This window comes from Paenibacillus gorillae (genome assembly GCF_000513275.1).
Classification (GTDB): Bacteria; Bacillota; Bacilli; order Paenibacillales; family Paenibacillaceae; genus Pristimantibacillus; species Pristimantibacillus gorillae.
The window spans coordinates 15,890-41,890 of the sequence record NZ_CBVJ010000106.1; the positions used below are offsets into that span (position 1 = coordinate 15,890).

The 26,001-nt window shown below is 52.0% G+C and carries 15 protein-coding genes and 1 riboswitch; of the genes, 3 read left to right on the forward strand and 12 right to left on the reverse strand.

All coding sequences use genetic code 11. From position 1 onward, the window contains the following. Positions 1-5: 5 nt before the first annotated feature. The 11 genes from purH to purE form a co-directional block, all read right to left on the reverse strand. Positions 6-1,556 carry a bifunctional phosphoribosylaminoimidazolecarboxamide formyltransferase/IMP cyclohydrolase gene (gene purH, locus TY10_RS19695; protein ID WP_042167174.1) on the reverse strand — a complete coding sequence of 517 codons (1,551 nt, stop codon included), beginning with the start codon at positions 1,554-1,556 and terminating at the stop codon, positions 6-8. A 121-nt stretch (positions 1,557-1,677) separates the two neighbouring features. After that, positions 1,678-2,289, reverse strand: coding sequence for a phosphoribosylglycinamide formyltransferase (gene purN, locus TY10_RS19700; protein ID WP_042167177.1), 612 nt, complete (start codon positions 2,287-2,289; stop codon positions 1,678-1,680). Further along, a complete protein-coding gene (gene purM, locus TY10_RS19705; protein ID WP_042167180.1) occupies positions 2,289-3,332 on the reverse strand; it encodes a phosphoribosylformylglycinamidine cyclo-ligase in 1,044 nt (347 codons plus the stop codon). Before purM ends, purN begins: the two co-directional genes overlap by 1 nt. Positions 3,333-3,367: 35 nt before the next feature. After that, a complete protein-coding gene (gene purF / locus TY10_RS19710) occupies positions 3,368-4,846 on the reverse strand; it encodes an amidophosphoribosyltransferase (RefSeq protein WP_042167182.1) in 1,479 nt (492 codons plus the stop codon). Continuing rightward, the gene (purL, locus tag TY10_RS19715) at positions 4,831-7,074 is read right to left on the reverse strand and encodes a phosphoribosylformylglycinamidine synthase subunit PurL (protein ID WP_042167184.1); all 2,244 of its coding nucleotides are present in this window, start codon (positions 7,072-7,074) and stop codon (positions 4,831-4,833) included. Before purL ends, purF begins: the two co-directional genes overlap by 16 nt. Further along, entirely contained in the window at positions 7,052-7,744 is a 693-nt protein-coding gene (gene purQ / locus TY10_RS19720) for a phosphoribosylformylglycinamidine synthase subunit PurQ (protein WP_042167186.1), read from the reverse strand. The genes purL and purQ overlap by 23 nt, the downstream gene beginning before the upstream one ends. A 4-nt stretch (positions 7,745-7,748) precedes the next feature. After that, a complete protein-coding gene (gene purS, locus TY10_RS19725; RefSeq protein ID WP_042167190.1) occupies positions 7,749-7,991 on the reverse strand; it encodes a phosphoribosylformylglycinamidine synthase subunit PurS in 243 nt (80 codons plus the stop codon). A 346-nt stretch (positions 7,992-8,337) separates the two neighbouring features. Continuing rightward, on the reverse strand, positions 8,338-9,225 hold the full coding sequence (locus TY10_RS19730) for a phosphoribosylaminoimidazolesuccinocarboxamide synthase (protein WP_042167193.1): 888 nt from the start codon (positions 9,223-9,225) through the stop codon (positions 8,338-8,340). 16 nt (positions 9,226-9,241) lie between these two features. Then, a complete protein-coding gene (gene purB / locus TY10_RS19735) occupies positions 9,242-10,537 on the reverse strand; it encodes an adenylosuccinate lyase (RefSeq protein ID WP_042167196.1) in 1,296 nt (431 codons plus the stop codon). A 7-nt stretch (positions 10,538-10,544) separates the two neighbouring features. After that, positions 10,545-11,726 (reverse strand): 5-(carboxyamino)imidazole ribonucleotide synthase, encoded by a 1,182-nt coding sequence (gene purK, locus TY10_RS19740; RefSeq protein ID WP_042167199.1) that lies wholly within the window; start codon positions 11,724-11,726, stop codon positions 10,545-10,547. Then, positions 11,723-12,208 carry a 5-(carboxyamino)imidazole ribonucleotide mutase gene (gene purE, locus TY10_RS19745; protein WP_042167203.1) on the reverse strand — a complete coding sequence of 162 codons (486 nt, stop codon included), beginning with the start codon at positions 12,206-12,208 and terminating at the stop codon, positions 11,723-11,725. The genes purK and purE overlap by 4 nt, the downstream gene beginning before the upstream one ends. 241 nt (positions 12,209-12,449) lie before the next feature. Next, positions 12,450-12,548: riboswitch (purine riboswitch) on the reverse strand. A gap of 261 nt (positions 12,549-12,809) precedes the next feature. On the opposite strand from purE, the gene TY10_RS19755 reads away from it, so the two are divergent. Further along, entirely contained in the window at positions 12,810-18,497 is a 5,688-nt protein-coding gene (locus TY10_RS19755; protein ID WP_042167209.1) for a carboxypeptidase regulatory-like domain-containing protein, read from the forward strand. 128 nt (positions 18,498-18,625) lie between these two features. Here the strand turns inward: TY10_RS19755 and TY10_RS19760 are convergent, their stop codons facing one another. After that, positions 18,626-21,970: an S-layer homology domain-containing protein gene (locus TY10_RS19760; protein ID WP_042167212.1), complete on the reverse strand. Its 3,345-nt coding sequence runs from the start codon at positions 21,968-21,970 to the stop codon at positions 18,626-18,628. 312 nt (positions 21,971-22,282) lie between these two features. Between TY10_RS19760 and TY10_RS19765 the strand changes: the two genes are divergently transcribed. After that, positions 22,283-25,246 (forward strand): histidine kinase, encoded by a 2,964-nt coding sequence (locus tag TY10_RS19765; protein WP_042167214.1) that lies wholly within the window; start codon positions 22,283-22,285, stop codon positions 25,244-25,246. Continuing rightward, positions 25,218-25,985, forward strand: a complete 768-nt coding sequence (locus TY10_RS19770) for a response regulator (RefSeq protein ID WP_042167217.1) — start codon at positions 25,218-25,220, stop codon at positions 25,983-25,985. Before TY10_RS19765 ends, TY10_RS19770 begins: the two co-directional genes overlap by 29 nt. The last annotated feature ends 16 nt before the right edge of the window (positions 25,986-26,001 follow it).

Here is a 26,001-nt window from a genome sequence, read left to right on the forward strand (position 1 = left end):
TTATTCTAGTGTTTGAAGTGGCGTACGCCTGTGAATACCATCGCAATATTGTTCGCGTTTGCCGCTGCGATCGATTCTGCGTCCTTCACGGAGCCGCCTGTTTGGATGATCGCCGTAATGCCATGTTTAGCAGCCAGCTCAACCGTGTCGCCCATCGGGAAGAAAGCATCCGATGCCAACGCGCCTCCGGCAGCTTGCTCGCCCGCTTGATCAAGCGCAATTCGTGCGGAGCCAACACGGTTCATTTGGCCTGCGCCTACACCGATCGTCATATCGTTTTTCACGACAACAATCGCATTCGATTTCACATGCTTCACGACTTTCCAGCCGAACAGCAGCTGCTTGAGCTCTTCAGCCGTTGGCTTGCGGTCCGTAACAAATTGCAGATCTGCTTCCGTCAGACTGCGAACGTCGCTCTCTTGCACGAGCATGCCGCCGTCTACTGTTGTAACGAGCCATTCCGGCTGACGCTCAGCAGCTGCTACCGACAGCTCACCGAGCTTGAGCAGGCGGATATTTTTCTTCTTCGACAAGATTTCCAATGCTTCCGGCGTGAAGTCCGGTGCAATAATAATCTCCAGGAAGATTTGGCTGAGCAGCTCAGCCGTGTCCGCGCCAAGTGTGCGGTTAGCTGCTACGATACCGCCGAAGATCGACGTCGGGTCGGCTGCATATGCTTTTTGATAAGCCTCATGAATGTTAGCGCCGATGCCTACGCCGCAAGGGTTCATATGTTTGATCGCTACGACAGCCGGCTCATCGAATTCTTTGACGATAGCAAGCGCCGCGTTAGCGTCATTGATGTTATTGTAGGAAAGCTCTTTGCCATGCAATTGCTCAGCAGTCGTAATGTTGCCCGCAGCCGCAAGCGGCTTACTGTAGAAAGCAGCCTTCTGATGCGGATTTTCACCATAACGAAGATCTTGTACTTTCTCGTAAGTAACGGTATAGCTTTCTGGAAGAGGCTCGCCCACTTGCTTCGACAAATAGTCGGCAATGAGAGTATCATAAGCTGCTGTATGGCGGAATACTTTCGCTGTCAGACGTTTGCGTGTCTCCAGCGTCGTGTCTCCGCTTGCTTTCACTTCTTCGATAACCGCAGCATAATCCGAAGCGTCAACAACAACGGTTACGAACTTATGGTTCTTAGCCGCCGAGCGGAGCATCGTAGGACCGCCGATATCGATGTTTTCGATCGCGTCTGCGTAAGCAACGTCTGGGTTAGCAATCGTTTGCTTGAACGGATACAGGTTCACGACAACCAGATCGATATAGTCCAGGCCAAGCTCTTTCATTACCTTCTGATGCTCTTCGTCATCACGAACGGCGAGCAAGCCGCTGTGTACCGCCGGATGCAAAGTTTTTACGCGTCCGTCCAGTATTTCCGGGAAACCGGTTACGTCCGAAATACCGATAACCGGGATGCCTTCCTTCTCCAGCAGGTTGAACGTACCGCCCGTCGAAATGATTTGCACGCCTTGATTGGCAAGTTCACGAGAAAATTCTACGATGCCCGTCTTGTCCGATACACTGATTAACGCTCTGCGAATAGCCACGCGATTATCCTCCTTATGAATTGAAAAATGATTTATCGTTAAGCTCCCATTGGAACCTTACAGCCTTATTTGATCCGGATTGCCAGGTATTGCTTCATTACTTCGAATCGAATGCAAAAGCTTACCCGCTCACAGTTACATGACGGCCGTCCAGCAAGACTTTGCCCTGCGCAATCAGCTGCGTCACCTGCGGCAGCAGCTGCTGCTCCGCCTCGTGAATTCGCTCGGCGAGAGAAGCTTCCGTATCGCCCTTCAGCACTTCAACAATGCGTTGTGCAATAATCGGCCCGCTGTCCAAGCCGCCATCCACATAATGCACGGTAACACCTGTTACCTTCACGCCGTAATCCAAAGCTTGACCGATGCCGTTCACGCCGGGAAAAGACGGCAGAAGCGACGGATGAATATTAATCATCCGTCCATAATAAGGCTCCACCAGCACCGGTGTAATGATGCGCATATAGCCGGCCAGTACGATCAGTTCAACACCGCGCCGTTCCAGCTCCGCAAGAATTTCCGTCTCATAAGCCTCGCGGGAAGGATAATCCTTCGGCTTAAATACGAACGCTTCTATACCAGCCTTCTTCGCGCGCTCGACAACAGGCGCGGATGGCTTATCACAAACAAGGAGCTCGATGGTCGCATCGAGCCCTCCTTGTTGCACCGCATCGGCCAGAGCCTGGAAGTTCGTTCCCTGCCCCGACGCGAAAACAGCTAACCGCAATGCTCCCATTACACTTCCGCTCCCGTGAATGTAACGATTTTGCTTCCTTCCGTTACAGTTCCGATGCGGTAAGCTTGCTCGCCAAGCTCAGCTGCAATGCGAAGCGCTTGCTCTGCCTGCTCGGCAGGAACAACCACGATTAACCCGATGCCCATATTAAAAGTCGTAAACATATCGCGGTTCGTAATTTGGCCTTTATCTTGCATCAACTGGAAGATTGGCAGGATCGGCCACGAGCCGTACTCGATGTCAACGTTAACGCCTTCCGGCAATACGCGCGGAATGTTCTCGATAAAGCCGCCGCCCGTAATGTGTGCCATGCCTTTAACATTCACTTGCTCGATCAGCTTCAGTGCCGATTTCACATAAATGCGCGTAGGCTCGATCAGAACGTCGCCAAGCACGGCGTCGTTAAGCTCCGGCAGGCGCTGATCCAGCGCATAGCCGCACTCTTCAAGCAGAAGACGGCGAACGAGCGAGAAGCCGTTGCTGTGAATGCCGCTGGATGCAAAACCGAGCACAGCATCACCAGCAGCGATCGTTGTACCGTCGATGATTTTTTTCTTGTCGACAACGCCAACCGTAAAGCCTGCGATGTCATACTCGTCGCCTTGGTACATGCCAGGCATTTCCGCCGTCTCGCCGCCAATCAGCGCGCAGCCGGACTGTACGCAGCCGTCAGCAATCCCTTTCACGACCGCTTCGATCTTCTCAGGAACAACTTTGCCGCATGCCAGATAGTCCAGGAAGAACAACGGCTCAGCGCCTTGTACGATAATGTCGTTGACACACATCGCAACTGCGTCGATGCCGATCGTGTCATGCTTGTCCATTGCAAAAGCAAGCTTCAGCTTCGTGCCTACGCCGTCCGTACCGGATACGAGCACCGGCTCCTCGTATTTGTCCTTGTTCAAGCCGAACAATCCGCCAAAGCCGCCGAGGTCGGTCAGCACTTCGGGACGGAACGTCTTCTTGACGTGCTTCTTCATCCGCTCAACCGCTTCATTGCCTGCCGCAATGTCGACGCCGGCTTTTTTATACGCTTCTGCCACTACAAGTCATCCCCTTTATATATGGTTGTTGCATTTTAACAGCTGCAGCTTTTATCCGATTCTTCGTTGACCGCAGTCGGGTAGTCATTGTCGAAGCAAGCCAGGCACATGCCCCGGTTATAAGCGCCGTCATTGCCGCCTACCGAGTCGATGAAGCCTTCATTGGTCAAGAACGACAACGAGTCCGCATTGATCATGTCGCGAATTTCCTCCACCGTACGGGAGGAAGCGATCAATTCCTTGCGATCCGGCGTATCGATGCCGTAATAGCAAGGGTTTTGGAATGGCGGCGACGTAATCCGTACATGGACTTCCGTAGCGCCTGCTTCGCGCAGCATGTTGACGATCCGGCGCGACGTCGTGCCGCGAACGATGGAATCGTCGATCATGACGACGCGTTTGCCTTCCACTACTTTACGAACAGCGGACAGCTTCATTTTTACCCCTTGCTCGCGAAGCTCCTGGGAAGGCTGGATAAAAGTGCGTCCGGTGTATTTATTTTTAATGAGGCCAAGCTCATATGGAATACCTGTCTGTTCCGCATAGCCAATCGCTGCCGAAATACTGGAGTCCGGCACGCCGGTTACGATATCCGCGTCCACGAACGCTTCCATCGCCAGCTGCTTGCCCATCCGTTTGCGGGCGGAGTGGATGTTGATGGTATGAATGTCGCTGTCGGGTCTGGCAAAATAAATGTACTCCATCGCGCAGGTCGCTCTGCGTTCCACTTCAGCATAACGATCCTCGCGCAGACCGTTCTCGTCCAGGTACAACAGCTCGCCCGGCTGAACGTCGCGCACATACTCAGCACCGATTGATTCAAATGCGCAGGACTCTGACGAGAAGACGTAACCGTCACCGATCTTGCCCATAACGAGCGGGCGCAGGCCGTTCGGGTCGGATGCTACAAGCAGCTTGTCATTCGTCATGATGAGGAACGCGAAGCCGCCGACGATCCGCTGCAGCGCTTCCTTAGCCGCCGTCTCGAAATCTTTCGGCGAACGGGCGATCAAGTGGGCGATAACCTCGGTGTCGCTGGACGTCTGGAAGATCGAGCCTTGGCTCTCCAGCTCCTTGCGAATTTCAGGCGCATTTACGATATTGCCGTTGGTTGCAACCGCAAGGTCGCCGTCCCGATAGCGGAAAATAAGCGGCTGCGCATTCGCCAGCTTGCTCTCTCCCGCCGTCGAATAGCGGACATGGCCGATCGAGCGGTCGCCTTTCAGCGAGCTGATCTTCTCTTTATCGAATACTTCCTTCACAAGCCCCATGCCGCGATGATAGGCAAAGCGGTTATGATCTTCCGTATCGACGGTGCAGATGCCCGCGCTTTCCTCGCCGCGATGCTGCAAGGCGTGAAGGCCGTAATAAGAAAGCGAGGAGGCGTTCGGGACATTGAATACCCCGAACACGCCGCACTCCTCACGTAATTTATCGAAAATATCGTCACGGCCGATGCCTTCGTTATAATGGCTTCCCGTCCACAGCGTTAGCTGTTTTATTTCATCAGACATGGAATCGCATCCTTCCAGACCTTCTCCAGTTGTTGTACCGGCGCAGCAACGCCGGACTTGCCGTTAATGTTAATGGTCAGGCTGCCGCCTTGTACCGTACCGATAGCCGCGTTAGTCAGCCCTTGCTCGCTAAGCAGCGATTGCAGCGCAGCCGCTTGCTCCGGCTTCGCCGACAGCAGAATGCGAGATTGCGATTCGCTGAACAGCGCGTGATCCGCACGAAGCTCTGTCGCTACGTTTACTTCTGCGCCGATGCGGCCGCTGATACAGGATTCCGCCAGCGCAACCGCGAGGCCGCCTTCGGACAAGTCATGCGCCGAAGCGACAATTCCTTGCTGAATTGCGCCAAGCACGGTGTTCAGCAATGTTTTCTCCGATGCCAGATCGATCACTGGAGGACGGCCTTTCGCTTCACCCGTCATTACGTATTGAAGCTCGCTGCCGCCGAATTCCGCTTTCGTCTCGCCTACTAGAATAATAACGTCGCCTTCTTGCTTGAAGCCTTGTGTTGTAATGTGATCTGTATCGTGAACGAGACCTACCATGCCGATAACCGGCGTCGGATAGATCGCGCCTTTTGTATTCTCATTGTACAAGCTGACGTTGCCGCCGATAACCGGCGTATCGAGCACACGGCAAGCTTCGGACATGCCGTCTGCGGATTTCTCCAGCTGCCAGAACACTTCGGGCTTCTCCGGGCTGCCGAAGTTCAGGTTGTCGGTAATCGCCAGAGGCTCTGCACCGGAGCACACGATGTTGCGCGCTGCTTCTGCTACTGCGATTTTGCCGCCTACTTCAGGGTCGAGGAATACGTAACGTCCGTTGCAGTCCGTCGTCATCGCAAGACCTTTGCGTGTGCCGTCAATTGTAACAACTGCAGCATCAGAACCAGGCTGAACTGCTGTTGATGTGCGAACCATGTAATCGTATTGATTGTAAACCCATTCCTTGCTCGCTACAGTTGGCGAAGCAAGCACTTTCTCCAGCGCGCCTGTCAGATCGGTAATTTCCGCGAAATCAGCCGTATCGATCGATGCGCTTGCTGCGAAGGAAGCTGGCTCTTGCGATGGCTTTTCGTATACCGGGCACTCGTCAACGAGCGCTTTAACCGGCATATCAGCCACTTCCTCGCCTTTATGGAATAAGCGGAGACGTCCGTCATCCGTTACTTTGCCGACTTTGGCGCAAATAATGCCCCAACGGTCAAAAATTTCTTTCGCTTGCGCTTCATGCTGCGGCTCAACGACGAACAGCATGCGCTCTTGCGATTCGGAAAGCATCATTTCATAAGGCGTCATGTCCGTCTCGCGCTGTGGAACTTCATCGAGGTACAGCTCAAGACCGTTGCCTGCTTTTGAAGCCATCTCTGCGCTGGAGCAAGTAAGACCTGCTGCGCCCATATCTTGAATGCCAAGCACGATGCCGGAATCGATCAGCTCAAGCGTTGCTTCCATAACGAGCTTCTCCATGAACGGATCGCCGACTTGTACCGCTGTACGCTTCTCTTCGGATTCTTCGGAAAGCTCAACGGAGGCGAAAGTTGCGCCGTGGATACCGTCGCGGCCTGTAGCCGGTCCTACGTAAAATACAGGGTTGCCAACGCCTTTAGCTACACCGCGCTGGATTTTGTCGTGATCGATCAAGCCTACGCACATTGCGTTAACGAGCGGGTTGCCCTCGTAGCTCTCATCGAACATAACTTCGCCTGCTACCGTCGGAATGCCGATACAGTTGCCGTAGCCTGCAATGCCGCTTACGACGTTCTCGAACAAATATTTAACGCGGTCATTTTCCAGACGGCCAAAACGCAGGCTGTTCAACAGAGCAACCGGACGTGCGCCCATCGAGAAAATGTCACGGATAATGCCGCCCACACCTGTCGCAGCGCCTTGATAAGGCTCAACGGCGGATGGATGGTTATGCGATTCAATTTTGAAAACAACCGCTTGGTTGTCGCCGATATCGACGATGCCGGCGCCTTCGCCAGGTCCCATCAGGACGCGCGGGCCGGTAATCGGGAATTTTTTCAGGATAGGCTTGGAGTTTTTGTACGAGCAATGCTCCGACCACATAACGCTGAATACGCCGATCTCTGTATAGTTAGGCTTGCGGCCCAAAAAGCCGCAAATAAGCTCATATTCATAATCCGTAACGCCAAACTGCGTGTAAATGCGCTGATCCGCGATTTGTTCCGCTGTAGGCTCCTTAGCCGTTAACTGCTGCGCCATGTTGTTCCCTCCATGCATTCAAAATCGATGTGAACATCCGTTTGCCGTCTTCCGAGCCGAACAATTGATCCATCGCGCGCTCCGGATGCGGCATCATGCCGACCACGTTGCCGCGCTCATTGCTTACGCCTGCGATATTGCCGACCGAGCCGTTCGGGTTCGTGTCGCCCGCATAGCGGAATACGATTTGGTTGTTCGCTTGAAGCTTGGCAAGCGTCTCGTCGTCGCAGTAGTAGTTGCCTTCGCCATGCGCGATCGGAATGCTGATCACTTCGCCTTGCGAATATTGATTCGTGAACGCCGTAGCGCTGTTAACGACTTCAAGCGGCGTTTGGTGACAGCGGAATTTCAGTCCGTTGTTGCGGATCAGTGCGCCTGGCAGCAGGCCCGCTTCCGTCAGGATCTGGAACCCGTTGCAGATGCCGAGGACGAATTTGCCTTCGTCCGCCGCTTTCTTCACTTCATTCATAACCGGGGCAAAACGGGAAATCGCGCCGCAGCGCAAGTAATCGCCATAAGAGAATCCGCCAGGAACGAGGATGGCGTCAAAGCCGCTCAGGTCCGTCGTTGTATGCCATACGTATTCGACTTGCTCGCCAATTGCTTCAACGGCTTTAAAGCAGTCGATATCGCAGTTGGAGCCGGGAAATACCAGAACCGCAAACTTCATCGTGTTAACCCTCCAGTTCGAAACGGTAATCTTCTACGACCGTGTTCGCGAGCAGCTTCTCGCACATCGCTTTAACTTGCTCTTCTGCTTGTGCACGGTCTGTCGTATCAAGCGTCAGCTCCAAATATTTGCCGATGCGCACTTTGCCGACATCTCCAAAGCCCATCGTGTGCAGTGCACCTTGAACGGCTGTTCCTTGCGGGTCCAATACATTTTCTTTAATGGTAACGTAGACGATTGCTTTCATTGTGGCCTCCTGGAAATGTGAGTTTTCCGAGATGGGAGTTAGAAGAAAATCGGCTGATGCCCGCCCTATCCGCGCGGGTGTCCGTCTTCATCGCGTTGAACATTGAAAAATTCTGATTCCACAGGATCGTGGAAATTTTTCAATTGTTCAAAAGCGAACGCCTTCGGCTTTCAGATCGGACACCCCCACTTCAATTCGCTCACAGCGATTTGTTCTAAAAACATCTCGGGTGGTCGGTGAAGAAAGGGTTGCTGCTCTGCCGCTTGTATAGCGGCCCGAGCTAATTGATTTGTAACTATTTATAATCAAAGTTCAAAAAGGCGGCTTTCAAGCTTGTTGAACCGTCTTATTCCGTTAGACGACGATAGATATCTAGATAACGATCAGTCGTCTCTTGCACGACCGACTCTGGCAGCGGAGCTGGCTTACTGTCGCGGTCCCAATCGGAGCCGAGAAGATAGGTACGAACCGGTTCCTTGTCCATGCTGTCGATCTCGATGTCGAGCGCATAATTGCCCTCGGCCCAGAAACGTGATGCATCCGGAGTAAAGATTTCGTCAATCAGAATAACTTTGCCGTCCACAATTCCGAACTCGAATTTGCAATCGGCGAGAATGATGCCGCGCTCTGCGCAATACGCGTGAGCAAATTCATAAAGCTTGATGCTGCGGTCGCGAAGCTCTTCAGCAAGCTCGGAGCCGACCATTTCCTGCATCCGCTCGAACGGAATGTCCTCGTCATGGCCAACGTCGTTTTTCGCTGCCGGCGTGAAGATCGGCCCTGCAAAACGTTCGTTTTTGCGCATGCCAGCCGGAAGCGCGATGCCGTTGATCGCTTGCGTTTGCTGGTATTGTCTCCAACCTCCGCCTGTGATATAGCCGCGAACGACGCATTCAATGTCGATCCGTTCTGCTTTGCGAGTGACCATAATACGGTTTCTCAGCAGCTCTGGCTCGCTAACGAGATCCCCCAGCTTTTCCACGTCGGTATGAATGACATGGTTGGGCTGAATCGAAGCCGTCTGCTCGAACCAGAATGCCGACAGACTGTTCAGCACATTGCCCTTCTCCGGCACAGCCGGGTCCAGCACATAGTCGAACGCGGAGATGCGGTCGGTGACGACGATCAGATAATGCTCGCCGAGATCGTACAGCTCGCGTACCTTTCCTTTATAGAGCAGCGGCGCTTTTACATACTCCGCAGCGGTAGACAATGCTTGCGATTGCGCAGTCATTCTCCTCTTATCCCCCTTAGTTCAATCCAAGACGTGTGAAAATCGTATCGACATGCTTCAGGTGCCACGAAGGGTTGAAGGCATCATCGATTTCTTCAGCGGACAGCAGGCTCGTAATTTCCGTAGTCGACTCGATAATGTCGCGGAATTGGCGCTGCTCTTCCCAGGCTTGCATCGCGCGCGGCTGAACGGTATCGTAAGCTTGCTCGCGGCTGAGGCCTTTGTCGATCAGCTTCGTCATAACGCGGCCGGAGAACGGTACGCCAAACGTGCGCTGCATGTTGCGTTTCATATTTTCCGGGAATACAGTCAGGTTGCCGATGATGTTGCCCAGACGGTTCAGCATGTAGTTGAGCAGCATCGTAGCATCCGGCAAAATAACGCGTTCTGCGGACGAATGGCTGATGTCGCGCTCATGCCACAGCGGCACGTTCTCGTAAGCGGTCAGCATATGGCCGCGGATAACGCGGGACAAGCCGGAGATGTTCTCGCAGCCGATCGGATTGCGTTTGTGCGGCATTGCAGAAGATCCTTTTTGACCTTTTGCGAATGGCTCTTCAACCTCGCGGAATTCCGATTTTTGCAGGGCGCGAATCTCAGTTGCGAATTTATCAAGCGAAGTCGCAACCAGTGCCAGCGTTGCCACATATTCAGCATGGCGGTCACGCTGCAGCGTTTGCGTCGAGATTGGAGCAGCCGTGATGCCAAGTTTGTTGCATACGAATTCTTCAACGAAAGGATCGATGTTCGCGTAAGTGCCGACAGCGCCGGAAATTTTACCGAACTGCACGCCGTTTGCCGCATGCTCAAACCGTTCCAGGTTACGTTTCATTTCCTCGTACCACAGCGCCATTTTCAGACCGAAGGTTGTTGGCTCTGCGTGAACACCGTGCGTACGTCCCATCATTGGCGTATCTTTATATTGAATCGCTTTTTCGCGAAGAATGCCGATAAAGCGCTCGATGTCTTTTTTCAGAATGGCATTGGCTTGAAGAAGCAAGTAGCCAGTTGCTGTATCTACGACGTCTGTCGAAGTCAATCCGTAGTGCACCCATTTGCGCTCAGGACCTACTGTTTCGGATACAGCGCGCGTAAAGGCGATAACGTCATGACGAGTGTCCTGCTCGATTTCGTAAATGCGGTCAATATTGAAGCTTGCCGACTTGCGCAACGCCTCTACATCTTCCTTCGGGATAACGCCAAGCTCGGCCCACGCCTCGCAAGAGCATAATTCTACTTCAAGCCAAGCTTGAAATTTGTTCTGCTCGGTCCAAATTGCTCTCATTTCCGGTCTGCTGTAACGCTCTAACATGTACGGGTCACACCTTCCAAATTGTAGTCTCTTCTATCCATTGCAGCGCTGCTTCCACGTTGTCGGCCAGTACGTTCACATGGCCCATCTTCCGCTTATGCACCGCGTCTTTCTTTCCATATAAGTGAAGCTTTGGCGCTACGTTCAACCGCTCTGCTGCCTCATCACGCTCTTGCACACGGGCAAGCAGCGGCTCAACATGCTGTCCTAATACGTTAACCATGACAACCGGCGTCAACAACGATGTATCGCCAAGCGGCAAATTGCATACTGCCCGCACATGCTGCTCGAATTGCGAGGTTCGGCAGGCCTCCATCGTGTAGTGACCGCTGTTATGCGGCCGAGGCGCCAGCTCATTGACATAAAGCCCGCCGTCTGTCGTCAGGAACAGCTCAACGGCAATCAGACCAACAACGCCAAGCCCTTCGGCAATCCGCATTGCCAGCTTCTCGGCTTCCCGCTGCACTTCATCGGATATACGGGCAGGTACAATTGACAGATGCAGGATGTTATCGATATGAATGTTTTCCGCCGCAGGGAATGCCTTGATCTCCCCCTGAGGGCTTCGCGCCGCGATAACGGACAATTCCTTCTCGAACCGGATGAATTGCTCCAGCACGAGCTCCGCGCCGCTGCGGCTCAGCGTCTCATAAGCTTCATCAATCTCCTCAAAGCTGCGAATAACCCACTGCCCTTTGCCGTCATAACCGCCTGTAGCGGTTTTCAACACGCAAGGCAGACCGAATCGTTCTGCAGCCGCTCTCAGCTCTTCTGCGCTGCGAATCTCGCTGTAAGGAGCCACTCGAACGCCTGCCGCTTCGATCGCCCGTTTCTCCCGCAAGCGATGCTGCGTCGTGTAGAGCAGCTCACTGCCTTGCGGCACGTACGATTCGGCCATGAGCATCGCAGCTACGCCTGCATCTACGTTCTCGAACTCGTAAGTAATGACGTCCGCACGCTTAGCCAGCTCTCTAGCGGCCTCGCGGTCATCGTAAGCGGCTATGATCTGCTCCGACACTTGACCGCAAGGCCCGTCCGGCGTCGGATCAAGCGCCACGAACCGGTAGCCCATCGCGCTGCCCGCCAGCGCCATCATTCGGCCGAGCTGGCCGCCGCCCAAGATGCCAATTGTGCTTCCCGGCGTAATCGTCCGTTCAGCGTTCATGCGCTTGTCTGCTTCTGTTGTCATAGCGTTTCACTGCTTTCCAGCACTTCCTGCTGAATGCGCGCGCGGCGCGCTTCCACACGAGCCATTAGCTCAGGATCAAAAGCGCCCAGCATTTGCGCCGCCAGCAAACCGGCATTCGTGCCGCCAGCATTCCCGATTGCAACCGTCGCTACCGGAATGCCGCCCGGCATTTGTACGATCGAGAGAAGCGAGTCCAGCCCGTTCAAGTTCGACGACTTGACGGGCACTCCGATGACCGGCAGCAGCGTTTTGGCCGCTACCATCCCTGGAAGATGAGCCGCCCCGCCTGCTCCTGCAATAATGACCTTTAGCCCGCGTTCAGCGGCTGTTTCTGCGTACTCAAACATTAAATCCGGGGTACGGTGCGCGGAGACTACTTTTTTCTCATAAGGAACCTGCAGTTCTTCCAACACATCGCAAGCTAATTTCATTGTGTCCCAATCGGACTTGCTGCCCATGATAACGCCAACCTTCGCAGACATGCGCTAAACCTTCCTTCATTTATAATTTGATATTCCCGGCACTTGGCCCAAAACGCACAAAAGTCCGGCTGGCAGCCGCAGAATATACACGATTGCTTTACCGGACCCGAGCGGAGCATCGTATACGCCTTCTCTAAATGAAAAGGCGATTCGATGCGATTGCTGGCAACAATTGGCTTTACTTCGCTAATGTGATAACGCAAAGACAGCAGAAGGCTGCCCTATGGAAGGGCAACCCGTTCAATTGTTTCAGCATGCTCGTAGTCCGAAAATATGGTTTTCGGGTAGAAACTTTCGGGCCAAATCCCGAGGATATACGAGTGTTCGACTATTGCGGCGGAATGTGCCGCCTTGACCTATTCTAGTTTATCCAATCCCTCCATAGCTGTCAATGAAATAAGAATAAAATACGAACATTTCCGAGCTTTCAAATTAAGAAAGTTCGTTTTTGTGTCAAGATGTATCAAAATATATAGGCTGTCCGCCAAAAGAAGCAGCATATTAACTTGTAATCCATTGTTCACATAGGAATATCTTGCCAGTTCACTGCCGTATAATCGTTACAGCGTATAAATTTAATTAGAAGGAGGTTTATCAACCGATGGCTTTTCCCGAAGACAGCCAATATGTCCCCGTCCTTGCGGGTGGCGCACCGCTTACAGATCCCGCCAATGATGTATCTCCCGATGAGTGCGATATTGTCGGCAGTACGCAGTTTCCGGCCGCCTATTACGCCTATGACGGGACCAATGTGTATTTCCGATTGCGTCTCAACAGCGATCCGCAGTTCAAAACCAGCTTTCGCAATTTTTCCTGGGGCGTCCTGTTCGACACTGACAATTCGCCATCTGTACTGGAATGGGAACTTGCAGTCAATGGCTTAGACAACACGCTGGAGCTTACGCAGACACAGACGGTGATCAGCCCGGCTGGCAATCCGGCAGTCACAGGCAGTACAAACCGCAGAGGAACGGTTCGCTTCTCTGCACCAATTATTAACTTTGGCATCGCCAGATCCAAAGCGGCAGCAGACGGGTCGAATTTCGGGGGAAACGGCGATTTTTTCCTGGACTTTTTAATCCCGGCAACGGTATTATTCCCTATTCTTGGTATCAGCACAGCTTCGCCGCTTCGTTTTTTATTTTTTTCATCGGCCAATAACAACAACTACAACAAGGATTTCACCTCTTTAAGCGACAGTCTGACCATTACAGGCGGGGATGTGCGGGCCGCGTTGTCCATTACGCAGACCGCTTCGAGCTCCGTCATTCAAGCCGGCCAGCCCGCATCGGTGGATGGGGTCATTACAGTCGTCAATACCGGACGAAGCACCGCCTCGACGATCTTTGCCGTCACTGCCTTCGCCTTCGACAAACTCGCCGCCTTCCAGGTTACGAGAACTAGTGCAGGAATGACCGCCTTCACTTCATTGAACCAGACGCTTACTTGGAATATCGGCAATTTGGCTGCAGGTGCAAGCGCAACGTTGTCCTATTCCGCATCTGGTTTATTTAATACGCCAGGCGGGCGGGTGCTGGACACGAAAATTGCTACAGGCGTCGATCTCTTCACCGGCGGAAAAATCACTTCGGCGCAGAGCACCGCGACGCTTAACGTCGTAAGCACGGGCGGCGTGAACGGAACGGTGCTGGACGGAGCTTCAGGGCTGCCTGTTGCTGGGGTATCTGTTCAGGTGTTAAAGCTTCCCGGCCTGTCTTCTGCCGGAACGGCTGGTACTGATGCAGCAGGCATTTATTCGATTGGCAATCTCGCGCCGGGCTCTTACCGGCTGCAGTTCGCTTATCCGAACTATAGCCCACTATCCTCGGATACCCAAGTGGCGGCAGGCGCTGTCACGACAGTGAACGTATTGCTTCAGCCGCTTCCCGCTGCCGTTCAAGGCGCCGTGACAGACGCTTCAAACGGCACGTCCATTGCTGGAGCAATCGTCAATCTAACCAACTGGCTAGGGGTCCATGTCGCACAAGCCGTATCGAATGCGAACGGAGCGTACGCCATTACAGGCATTACTCCCGGCTATTATCGAATCAGCTTGTCGGCAAGCGGCTTTCAGCTTAATGACCAGCCACTAACGCTGTCGCCAGGTGAGACACGCATAGTGAATGCCTCACTGCAGTCGAATCCGGGGGCGGTAGCTGGCACTGTAACCAGCGCTGGAGGCTCACCCATTGCTGGCGCTAAAATCGAAGCGCTCGACAACCGGAATAATGTGCTGTCTACGACGGTGACTGCGGCTGACGGCACTTATCGTCTTGATACGCTGCCGGCTTCCTCCAATGACCGTCTTCGGGTTTCTGCCCCGAATTACGTCACGCAGGTCATCGGCTTTCGCGTCCTGCCGGGACAGACAACGACAGTCAACCTATCATTATCCCCGATAGCAGGAAGCATAGGAGGCACCATCAGCGATGCCGAAAACCTGGCCCCTATCGGCGGAGCCAGCGTTCGCGTGTTTAACTCCGAAGGGCTGACGCTTCAAACCGGACTCAGCAATCCGGACGGAACCTATCTCATCCCGTCTCTAAGTCCGGGAAGCTACAGCGTTGTTTATGCCGCCCAGGGCTATGCGGGCAAAACGGTCGGTGCAATCGTTGCAGCAGGCACGCAAGCCAATGTCTCATTGGCTCTGGAACGTCTGGCCGGAGCAATCAGCGGCAGCGTAGCCTCCGTCGATGGACAGCCGATTCCCGATGTCGTTGTCCGCGTATTCTCTAACAATATCATTGTCGGAAGGGTTAACACTGCATTAGACGGGAGCTTCACGATCGGCAATCTGGCACCGGGCGATTACGTTGTATCTGCCCGGCCGGACGGCTATGGGGGCGTGACCCTCGGAGCCTCGGTCAATCCGGGGCAAACGACGGCGCTGAATTTCCTTCTTACTCCCAATCCCGGCTCCGCAGCCGGCATAATCACGGACAGCAATGGGAATCCGCTGCCTGGAGCCATAGTCTCCGTTCAATACAATGTAGACGGCGGCCCTGTTATTCTGACAAGAGTCATCGCCCAAAGTGACGGCCGGTACACGGTCTCCAACCTGATGCCGGGCAGCTATATTTTGAGCGTATCCAATGCCGGGTTTCAGAATCAATTTACCGCCGTGCTTGTCCGGTCCGGGCAAACTTCAACTGCGGATTTCATACTTCCCGCTTCGCCAGGCTCGATATCCGGAACTGTCCGCGACACGGCCGGCAATGCTATCTTTGGAGCCGGTATCGAGATTCGGGTTACGAACGCCAACGGGATAACCGTAAGCTCTCTGTTCACCGATTCCAGCGGCCGCTTTGTAGCTGGCAATCTGAAACCCGGCATTTATACCGTGGTTTCGGGGGCGGCCAATTATCAGCAAGGAACAGCGACCTGCACCGTATTCCCGGATGCATCCACCTCCGTTTCCCTTGTTCTGGCTCCGGACCCAGGAGCCATTCAGGGGCGTGTAACGGATGCTGTAACAGGCAAGGGACTGTTCGGGGCCATCGTCAATATTAATGATCAAGTCGGCTTCCTGGCTGGCTCGGTTTTAAGCGACGACGACGGGTTTTTCCGAATAGCTGGGTTTACGCCAGGAAGCTATACGCTGGTGGCCACAGATAACAATTATCAAAGCGAGACATTTGGCGCTATCGTCTTGTCCAATGCGGAGACGCCTGTCAGCTTTATGCTCAAGCCGAATCCGGCCACGATTACCGGTCTGCTGCAGCCCGCCGCTGCAGGCAGTCTCGTCCAGCTTTTCAATTCAAACAATGTGCAGATTGCTACCTCCGCAACGCTTGCGGACGGAAGCTTTACGTTCAATAACGTACAGGAAGGCAACTATTATTTAACGGCAAACGCCGCCGGATTCACCTCGCCGATTGTAGGCGCAAATGCCTTGCCGGGTCAGGTTACATCCGTCACCATTCCATTAACGCCTTCTCCCGGAAGCTTGTCGGGCATCGTAACCGATACAGGGGGTAATCCGATACCTGCCGCTTCCGTTAAAGTTCTGAACGGCAATGAATCGGTAAGGGGTATAGGTCAAGCGCAAGCAGACGGCACCTATACGGTTGGCAATCTGCCGGCCGGTACCTTGAACGTCGTCGCGTCAGCGCCATCCTACAGCAGCGCGATGAAAGGCGTGTCAGTTGGTCCCGGGGAATCAGTAACGGGTATCAGCTTCCAATTGACTGCCGATCCGGGCACCGTCAGCGGCCAGATTACGGATGGGGTGACGGGACTGCCGATTCCCGGTGCCGATGTAGAGCTGCGCCAAATTACCGCAAGCGGTCTGGCCGTGGCTTCGGTTTCCGCCACGCCTTTCGGAAATTATCAGTTCAATGGACTGCGTCCGGATACCTATACCGTCATTGCCCGTGCCTCAGGCTACGCCTCCAATACTGCCGGCGCTTTTGTCGGCAGAGGGCAAAGCACGATTGCCAGCATCGCCCTTATTCCGCTGTTCGGCGAACTTAATGGCCAGATATCCGATACGGCTGGTAATCCGATATCGACCGACAATACCGAGATCAAGCTTTATACGAAGGAGGGTTCTCTGTTAGAGACTGCCTTCGCCAATCAGCAAGGCGGCGTACGGCTAATTGAGCTGCCTGCAGGCGAATACATCGTCAATGTATCCTCTCCAGGCTATGTGTCGGCATCGGTAGGAGCGACGATCAAGGCGGGCGAGACAACAGCCGTTGCCGTTACGCTGACTCCTCAAACAAGCGTCGTCTCCGGCTTTGTTACGAATGCTTCTACCGGAGCTCCAATCAGCAGCGCCCTTATTAATGTGTATGATCTGTCCAGCCTGATTATCGAGACGACCTATTCGGATGAGGCCGGTGCCTATATCATTAATGGCTTGCCGGCCGGCGCATTCTCTCTTTCTACCGTTGCCGCTGGCTTCGGCTCTGCAACGGCCTCCGTCATTACAAAGGCAGGCGCTGCAGCCAGAGCGGATTTCACTCTAACACCTTCTCCCGGCTCGATCGCCGGATTTGTCAGCGACCTGGAAGATGGGAAAGCTTTGCAGGGAGCCCAGATCCGAATATTTAGCGGAGAAACCGGCCTTTTAATCGCTACTGTCGTTTCTGGAACGGGAGGGGAGTACCACTATACAGATCTGGCTCCAGGAATCTATACGGCCACTGCCGGCAGGAGAGGATACGCTTCAGCATTCGGCGGTTTTACGATCACGGCCGCTGCCGCTACCCGCTTCAGCTTCGCGCTTACCAAGCTGCCCGGTTCGCTTAACGGTACAGTGACGCGTGCGGTAAGCGGCTCCGGCATAGACGGATGCCGGGTTCAGCTGCATCAGTTCAACAGCTTCGGACCGGTTATCTCTTCCCAGCTTAGCGATTCCAACGGCTTCTATGATTTCGGCGACGTTGCGCCGGCTAATTATATCGTCGCAGCAGCTCTCTCCGGCTTCGTATCCGAGCAGACATCGGCGCTGGTATCACCAGGCGAACTAACATCTGTTCCATTCATGCTCCAGCAGGCGCCTACAGTTATTGAAGGAACGGTAACGGACGGCGCGAGCGGTACGCCGGTTCCGAACGCGCCGGTAACCGTCGTAGACGGCACAGGCGTTATCGGAGGGAACGGGGCAACGAATCCGCAAGGGCAATATGAAGTGCCAAGCACACCAAGCGGAGAACAAACGGTCGTAGTCAGCAAGCCGGGGCAGCAGACGGCAAATGCCTATGTACTGCAACGGCCTGGCCAGCAGCAGACCGTAAATGTCGTTTTAACGGGTCAGCCCCAATCAATAAGAGGCATCGTCACGGAGCAAATCAATGGCTCGCCGATTCCAGGCGCGATTATTAACGCGCTTGATCCGGTTAGCCAGCTTGTCAGGGTTACTGTTATTGCCGACGGCCTCGGCCGATTCGTTATCGAAGGATTGTCTCCGAGCACAAGCTATACGCTTACTGCAAGCTCTCCCAATTACGGTTCTCAAGCCATTCAAGCGGCTTCTGAAGATGGAACTGTTCAAGTAGCACTGCCCGCAGAATTCGGAACGCTGCAAGGAACAATACGTGATTCAGCAGGTCTTCCCCTGCGCAAAGCATTAGCGGAGATTATTACAGACAGCGGCGTAGTCATTCGCCAAACCGTAAGCAACAATAACGGCTTCTATGCATTCACCAATGTCGCCGCCGGCACAGCCAACGCCCGCTTCTCTTATCCAGGCAAACAAACCGTTGTGCTGAAGCCTCTTATCCAGAACATGCAGACGACAATTCTCAATGTCGTGCTGGCCGATGAAGAAGACGACGATGAATAATCCCGATTGTAGTTGAAAGTTTAAGTAAACGTTGCTGCGAAAAAAAAGCGACCCGTTGCGGCAATGTCATTAAGCTGCTTAACTTAATGACATTGCCGGTTACAGTCGCCTTTTTTCAATAACTTATATTATTTTTTCCAGCTCTCGACTCCGGTCTCGTATTGCTCGAACGGATGCTGAACCGAAGCTTCCATTATATCCGAATAGTACGCATGGCTTGCTGGAACGTCGGACCATTTCGCGTCAACTTCAACGTGCCATGGTTTGCGTTCATGCAGGCGGTTAAAGATCCGGACGACCTCTAGTCTCGTAATCGGCTTGTTCGGATTGAATGCCTTATCCGTAAAGTCAAACAGCAGACCTTGCTTCTCAACCGTTGCGATAGCTTTCTCCGCCCAGTGCCCGGAGAGATCTGTGTAGCTGCTTTCCTTCTCAACGTCCCATTTATACAGGTTCGTCAGCAATTGTGCAAATTCTGCACGTGTAATTTGTTTTGTCGGCTCAAACGTATTTTTGCCGGTGCCGACCATCCATTTGTTATTCGTAGCGATTGCGATCGCATCCGCTCCCCAGTATTTGGAGTCCACATCCGTAAACGATAGTTTCTTGGAGTTCGTGGATGGCTTGTACAAGCGGGACAGAATCGTAGCAATCTCCGCACGGACAATACCGCGGTCCGGCTTGAACGTTCCGTCCGGATAACCGATGATGTACGGATTATGAGTGCCGGAAGCTTTCACTTTCGGCTCCGCCGAGAAGCTGAACTTCACGATCGTTTCGCCGACATGAATGACTCCGCCTTTAATAAAGCTGTCATCTCCAAATTTCTCTTCGCGCTTATCAGTGCGGCTGTCGAATACAACATAGCCGTCCTTCTCGCCCAAGAAGTAGTAATCGGCATTGGCGTATACCATCCAGCCGTATTCACCTTTTTCCGAGCTGATTTGCGGGTTGTGGTTTTTGTTAGGTGCGAAATCCGGCAGCTCAGGCAGATTAACAAGCGTTCCAGGTACTCTGCCTTTGGAACGGTTCAGTTCGGTATCCGCCCAGTACAATTTCATGTTAACGCCGGCAATAGGCTCATTCGTTACTGTATCAAGAATTGTGCCGTACGGATCGACCAGGTCGACCGTCAGGCTTGCATTTCCATTGCTGTCGACGACAAGCTTGCCTGTAGGGCCCGCCAGTTTTTCACCATATGGTGCAATTACGTTCAACACAAGCTTGTACTCGCCTGCAGGAACTTTCGGAAGCGTAAAGCTGCCGTCTGCATTCATGACAATGTTCGGCACATTAATTTCCTGGCCGTTGGCCGACTTGATTTTACCCGATACCTTCAAGTTTTCTCCAACCAGCTTCGTGATTTTGTCCTGAACTGTTGTACCGCCATCGGACACAGTCACTTTTGTATTCATCGGCTGCTCAATTTCAGGTGTTGGCGGTGTATAAGGCACAGCAGGCGTAACTGTAACAACAGTGGACAGGCCCGCATATTTGCCCCCCTCAATCGACAAACGGATATAGTACGTTGTACCGTTGGTCAATTCGGTTACAGTCGCGCTCGTTGAATTGGCGTCCAACGTTTCAGTCGTCGTTGCAGGCGTGAAGTTAACGCCGTCCGTAGACTGCTCAACTACGATATTTGTTGCTCCCGTTAAAGCAGGGAACGTCAGAGTCGCTTTACTGCTGCCTCTAGTCGCCGTCAAAGTTGTCAGCTTTTCAGCTGGCGAAATTTGAACTACATTGGATGTTCCTTTATAGAAACCAGATTTGACTACCAGACGGAAGAAGTAGTTCTCACCGTTTGTCAAACCGCCAATCGTGGCGCTCTTTGAAATGCTGTTCAATATCTCTTGCGGAATAACTGGTGTAAAGTTAGTACCGTCCTCAGATTGTTCAACTACGATATCTCCGTCCTCAGCATCATTCAGAGCCGGGAATTTCAGTGTCACTTGTCCGTCCTCCGAGACAGCCGACAGAGTCGTCAAAGGACCTGGCTCCGCTGCAAGTACATAGACGGTGAAGACTTTCTCGCTTGTAAGCCCGTCTTTAATAATCGTTGCTTTCAGGTTTACATAAACGCCAGGCTGTGACGTAACTGGTCTCGTAACCGTTCCGTCCGGTGCGATGATCGAAGGCTGATCGGAGGACCAGATGGTCGTTACATCATCGTCTTGCTTAAACGTAATATTATTTTTTACCGAATTTTTAAAATCGCCAGAATCAAATTCAATATCCGTGCTGTCTTCTGCCTTTTCAATAGCTAGAATAGCTTCCCGATAGTCCGAAATGATCTCGTTCGCAACACGTTCCGCTATTTGATCAATGATATCCTCGATGTCTTGCCCGGAATCGACATGCATTCCGCCGTTAACAAGCTCATCGATAAAGCTTTGGCTTGTATCCGAATAAACCGAAGCTGTAACGCCTACATATTGGGCACCGTTGTTATTGAATGTGTCCTTCAGATTGGATTGTTTCGGTCCTCCATCCAAAGTCGTTTGAGGGTCATCATCAACGTTTACGACATAACGCAATGGAGCATTTGTATCCCATACAATTTCCTCAACCGCTTTGTCCAAAGTCTTGCTTGAAGTAGAGAACAGTCTCATATTGTCAAAAGCAAAAATAGAGATGATCTCACAGCTATGGCTTGTATAGCTCACAATCGGGCCGAACTCATTGCCATAAACGGCAGGAAGAGTGAGATCCTTAATGAGCTGTTCCCCGTTATCCCACATATTTAATTTCGATTCTGTTACATTAATTTTAATCGTGTGATGGGTAGATGCACCCTTCGAGTAGCTTGCGACTTGCGTTACGCCTGCGATCGAGGATAACGTTCTTCCTGTCTCGTTGTGCAAAGCCGTTGCGTCCACGCCGTTAATGTTGTAGACCTTGATAGATCCTTGTACATATAGAATAGCGTAACCGCTCAATTTGCCCGCACTATCAATCTGCGTATTGAAGAGAAAGCCTCCGCCCTCCATACTGTGATAATCGACTTTGGATTCATCCATATCGAAGGTAATAATTTTCTTGCCGGAAGGCGTACCGCTCGTCAGCATATAGTCCTTATAGGCCGGAGAGGTATAGCCGTAGAAAGTCAGTGTCTTGCCGTTATTTGACGATTGAACGTGATTGTAATCCGCAGTTTCAACCGACGGTTTAATTACATAACCATTATTGATGTACCAGCTGTCATAGCCGGAATGTACATGAGAGTCCGATACAGCTGCCGGATCTGCACTTGCGTCCATAATCGACACATATTTAGGATTAACACCCGCTGCAGCCAGTTTAGCTTTAACTGCTTCATTCAATTGGCTTTCAAGCGCACTGGAGTCATATCCAGTAGCGTTACTGCCGAAATTGTAGTAAACCTCTGCTACTGGCGATAGCGCATACGTCATTGACGCATTTGTAACTAACAAAAAGAATGCCATTGCCATTGCAATCATTTTCTTCTTCATCTGATCCACCCATTCTGTAAGATTAACAACAAAGTCTTGCGTTCATTCTTCAGCCTGCAGCTTCAAATTTGCATGCCGATAGAACTACCCAAATTAAGCGTTAAGCACCTTGCGAAACCCCACACCCCTCCAAACTATAGTAGATGTTATGTCCAACATAGCAGAGGCTTCTCTCAAAATTCTCTCAAATCTCTCTTTATTCGACATATCCCTGCGCACCATAAGTGCCTCACGGCGCGTATGGTGCGGAAATTGGTAGTTTTTTGAGAGATTATTCACGTATAGTAGTAGGTATAGGGGTGTGACATTAGAATGAAGAAATGGATCGGCTATTTGGGCGTGGCATGCGCTTTAATTGCCATACTCTATATGATTTTTAGCGATGAGGATACAAGCTCCGTCCATATTAAAGCGGCAGACGGCGTACTCGATTTGCGAGAATTGTCGGATACTCCTTTCGTATCGTTAGCCGGCGATTGGAAATTTACAGGTAATTCATTTATCGCCCCTGCCAATTTGTCTGCAATTGGAGTCAATATGGCGGTTCCAGGTCCTTGGACGCCAAAGACACAATGGGGCTCCTATCAGCTCACTGTGTATCTGCCGGACCAGTGGTCTGACATCGGTCTTCGCATAAGGAACATTTGGTCCGCCCATACAATCTACATCGATGGGTCAATCGTTGCGGAACAAGGAAGGACTGCTGTCACTAAGCAAGCAACGACTCCGGACAACCCGTCTTATGAAGTTTATTTCAAACCCGAAGGACAGCAGATTCTAATTACCATTCACGCTTCCAACTTCTACAATGCAAGAGGCGGAATCGTCCTGCCAATCGACATTGGCGACGCTGAGTCTATCAAGCAGGATGTGCAGCGGGATCTCTCCCTGGAATGGGCTGCAATCCTGTGCTTGCTGCTATTCGGCATGTACCATTTAACGATCTTTTTGCTACGGACGAAGGATGAAGCCTTCTTATACAGCGGATTATATTTTCTAATGCTGGCATTCGTTATCGCGCTTCGCGGAGAGCGGCTGCTCATACGCGAATTCCCGTCGTTCCCTTTCGAGCTTTACTTTCGCTTGCAAGATGCCAGTACATATTTGAGTTCCATCCTGCTGCTTTTCTTTATTGTCAAAATGATTCCTTCCGTTATGAAGCGGAGGACACTGCTGCTGCTTTTGCTTCCGCTCCTCATCTATGCAGCATTAAATGTCGTACTCCCCGCAAGAACCTTGTCGGGTATGCAGTATCCGTTTTTTTACTATACGGATGGATTATTTCTCGCCGTTATCGCTCGCATCGGTTATTTAACGGTAAAAAACCGGATCTCGATACGCAGAAACGAAGCCGTCATCCTCATTTCAATGCTGCTGTTTCTGGCTCTTTTCGCAATAAGCGGCTCGTCAGACAGTCTGTTCTTCTCCGGCCGCAACAGCTGGAACCGAATAGGCTTGATCGGAAGCGTAATGGCGATGAATGTGTTTCTAGGCATTCGTCTTATGAACCGGACGGAGGAATCGGAGCAGTTGACCGCCCGGTTGCAAAAGGCGAATGATACGAAGGACGATTTCTTAAAGGTTGCTACGCAAGATTTGCAGAAGCCTTTGCATGACGCCATCCATTTGATTAAATCGATTGCCCGGGAGCGCAATCACCATAAGCAGGGCGAGCAGCTATACTTAGCCGAGCAGCTCATTGGCAACATGGTTTATGTGCTAAGGGATTTGAATGATTTTACCCGCATCCGCTTTGACGATTATGCGATTCAGCTCAAGTCCACCAATCTCCGGATGGTGATGCAGCATGTTCTTCAACTGATGCAGCTTACCTTCGCGAAGAAAAAAATTCATATCGACGAAAAGATATCGAAGCAGCTTTACGTATGGGCGGACGAGCAAGCTTTGGCCCAAGTACTCCTGCGTATGATGACCGAGATTGCTCACGATACCGCCGAAGACAGCCTGTCCATTGAAGCCGTGCTGACCGGAACGGACATCCTGCTTCATGTGACGACAAGCCGCAACTCTATTGCCGCAAGCAGGGACCGGCAGCTTTCTTCAGGACTAATGATGACGGCGGAGCTCGTTCAACAAATGAATGGAAGTATCCACTATAAGCGTGCGGAGAGCGGCATCACCTTCACATTGAAGCTGGCTTTCAGCGAATTCAAGGAGCCGGATACCGTCACAGAACACGATTACAGCACACAAGCTGCTGCATCTGCAGAAGAACGTGAGCTTCAGACGCTTCTCATTGTCGATGATGATGTCATGCACGGGGAAGTGATGCGGGGCATATTGAGTGATAGCTACCAAGTACGAATTGCTTATACGGCTCAAGAAGCGCTGGACTATTACAGCAATCATCCGGATATCGCAATGATCATGATCGACGACATTATTCCAGGCAGCATGAACAGTCTCGAATTGCTTCAAAAAATCCGCAAACAATCATCTCTAATGGAGCTTCCGGTTATGATGATGATCTCATCGGAATATCCAAGACATATTGAGGCAATCTTTGCCTCAGGCGCTAACGATTATATTATTAAGCCTTTCTCGAAAGAGACATTAATGGCGAGGTTGAACGCTGTTGAACAAACGAAGCAATCGATGCAAAAAGCGATTGAATACGAAATGGCGTTTTTGCAAACCCAGATTAAACCGCACTTCCTATACAATGCGTTAAGCAACATCATTTCCTTCTGTTACACCGATGGGGAACGCGCCGCTTACCTGCTGACGATGCTTAGCTCCTTTCTCCGCTATATCTTTGATACGAGCCGGGACGGGCAATTCTCATCGCTGCAGAAGGAACTTGAAATCATTGAGGCTTATGTAGAGGTGGAGAAAGCCAGATTTGGGGAGCGGCTGACGTTCGCCTATGACATCGATCCGCTTATCGATACCGGGAACATTTTGATTCCAAGCCTGCTCTTGCAGCCTTTAGTCGAGAACGCCATTCGCCACGGCTTGTTTGATAAAGAAGGCCCAGGGCATGTTCAGGTATCAATCAGCATCCACGATTTTCTCTTACACATGCGGGTGGCTGATGACGGTATAGGCATGACTGCGGAGCGCCGCGCTCAATTGTTGGAGGGGGAAACTGCCAACGTCGGCATTGGATTTACGAATGTGCGCAGGCGTGTGGCCGATCTTACCCAAGGCAGTCTGGAAATCGACTCCTTGCCGGGCAAGGGAACGACCGTTCAAATTACGATACCGATTAAGGAGGGACTAGACGATGTGGAAAGTCATTCTCGTAGAGGATGAGAAACCGATACTGGGACTGCACGCCAGATTGCTTGAAACCTATGGTCCCTTCGAAATTGTGGGCCGTTTCGAATCACCGTTCGAGGCGCTGCAGGAAATACCTAAGCTGAATGTGGACGCGCTGCTCCTTGACATTGAAATGCCAAGGATGACAGGGCTTCAGCTTGCCCAAAGCTTAGTGGAGAACGGTATTGACGTGCCTGTGATATTCACAACTGCACACCAGCAATATGCGGTACAGGCTTTTCGCGTACAAGCGCTCGATTACCTCTTGAAGCCGATGACTCCAAATACGGTGAAGCAATTGGATGAGCGACTCCAGAAATATTACGGCAAAAAAGAGAAGCCCGCTCTTAAGAAAGAGCTCGACGTTCAATTGTACGGTGAAGCATACGTTAAAAAAAGCGAGCAGCTTGTGAAATGGCCTACTCGCATAACGGAAGAGCTATTCTACTATTTTCTGCTGCATGAAAATAAGCTGTGCTTAAAGTGGCGAATCATCGATGATCTATGGCCGAATATCGAGGAAAACCGCGCTCTCCCTAACCTGTACAACACGATTTACCGCATGCGGCAATTATTCATGGAGCTGGATGTGCCCATCGTCATTGATCGTATAAACGACGGGTATGTTATGAATGCCAATAACAGCGTCATCCTGGAGCCGAAGGAGCGTTCGGATGCACATCTGCTGGAATCCAAGGGGTATTTATGGGCGTACCGATTGGAGACGAACTGAGAGGTTCTTAACGAAT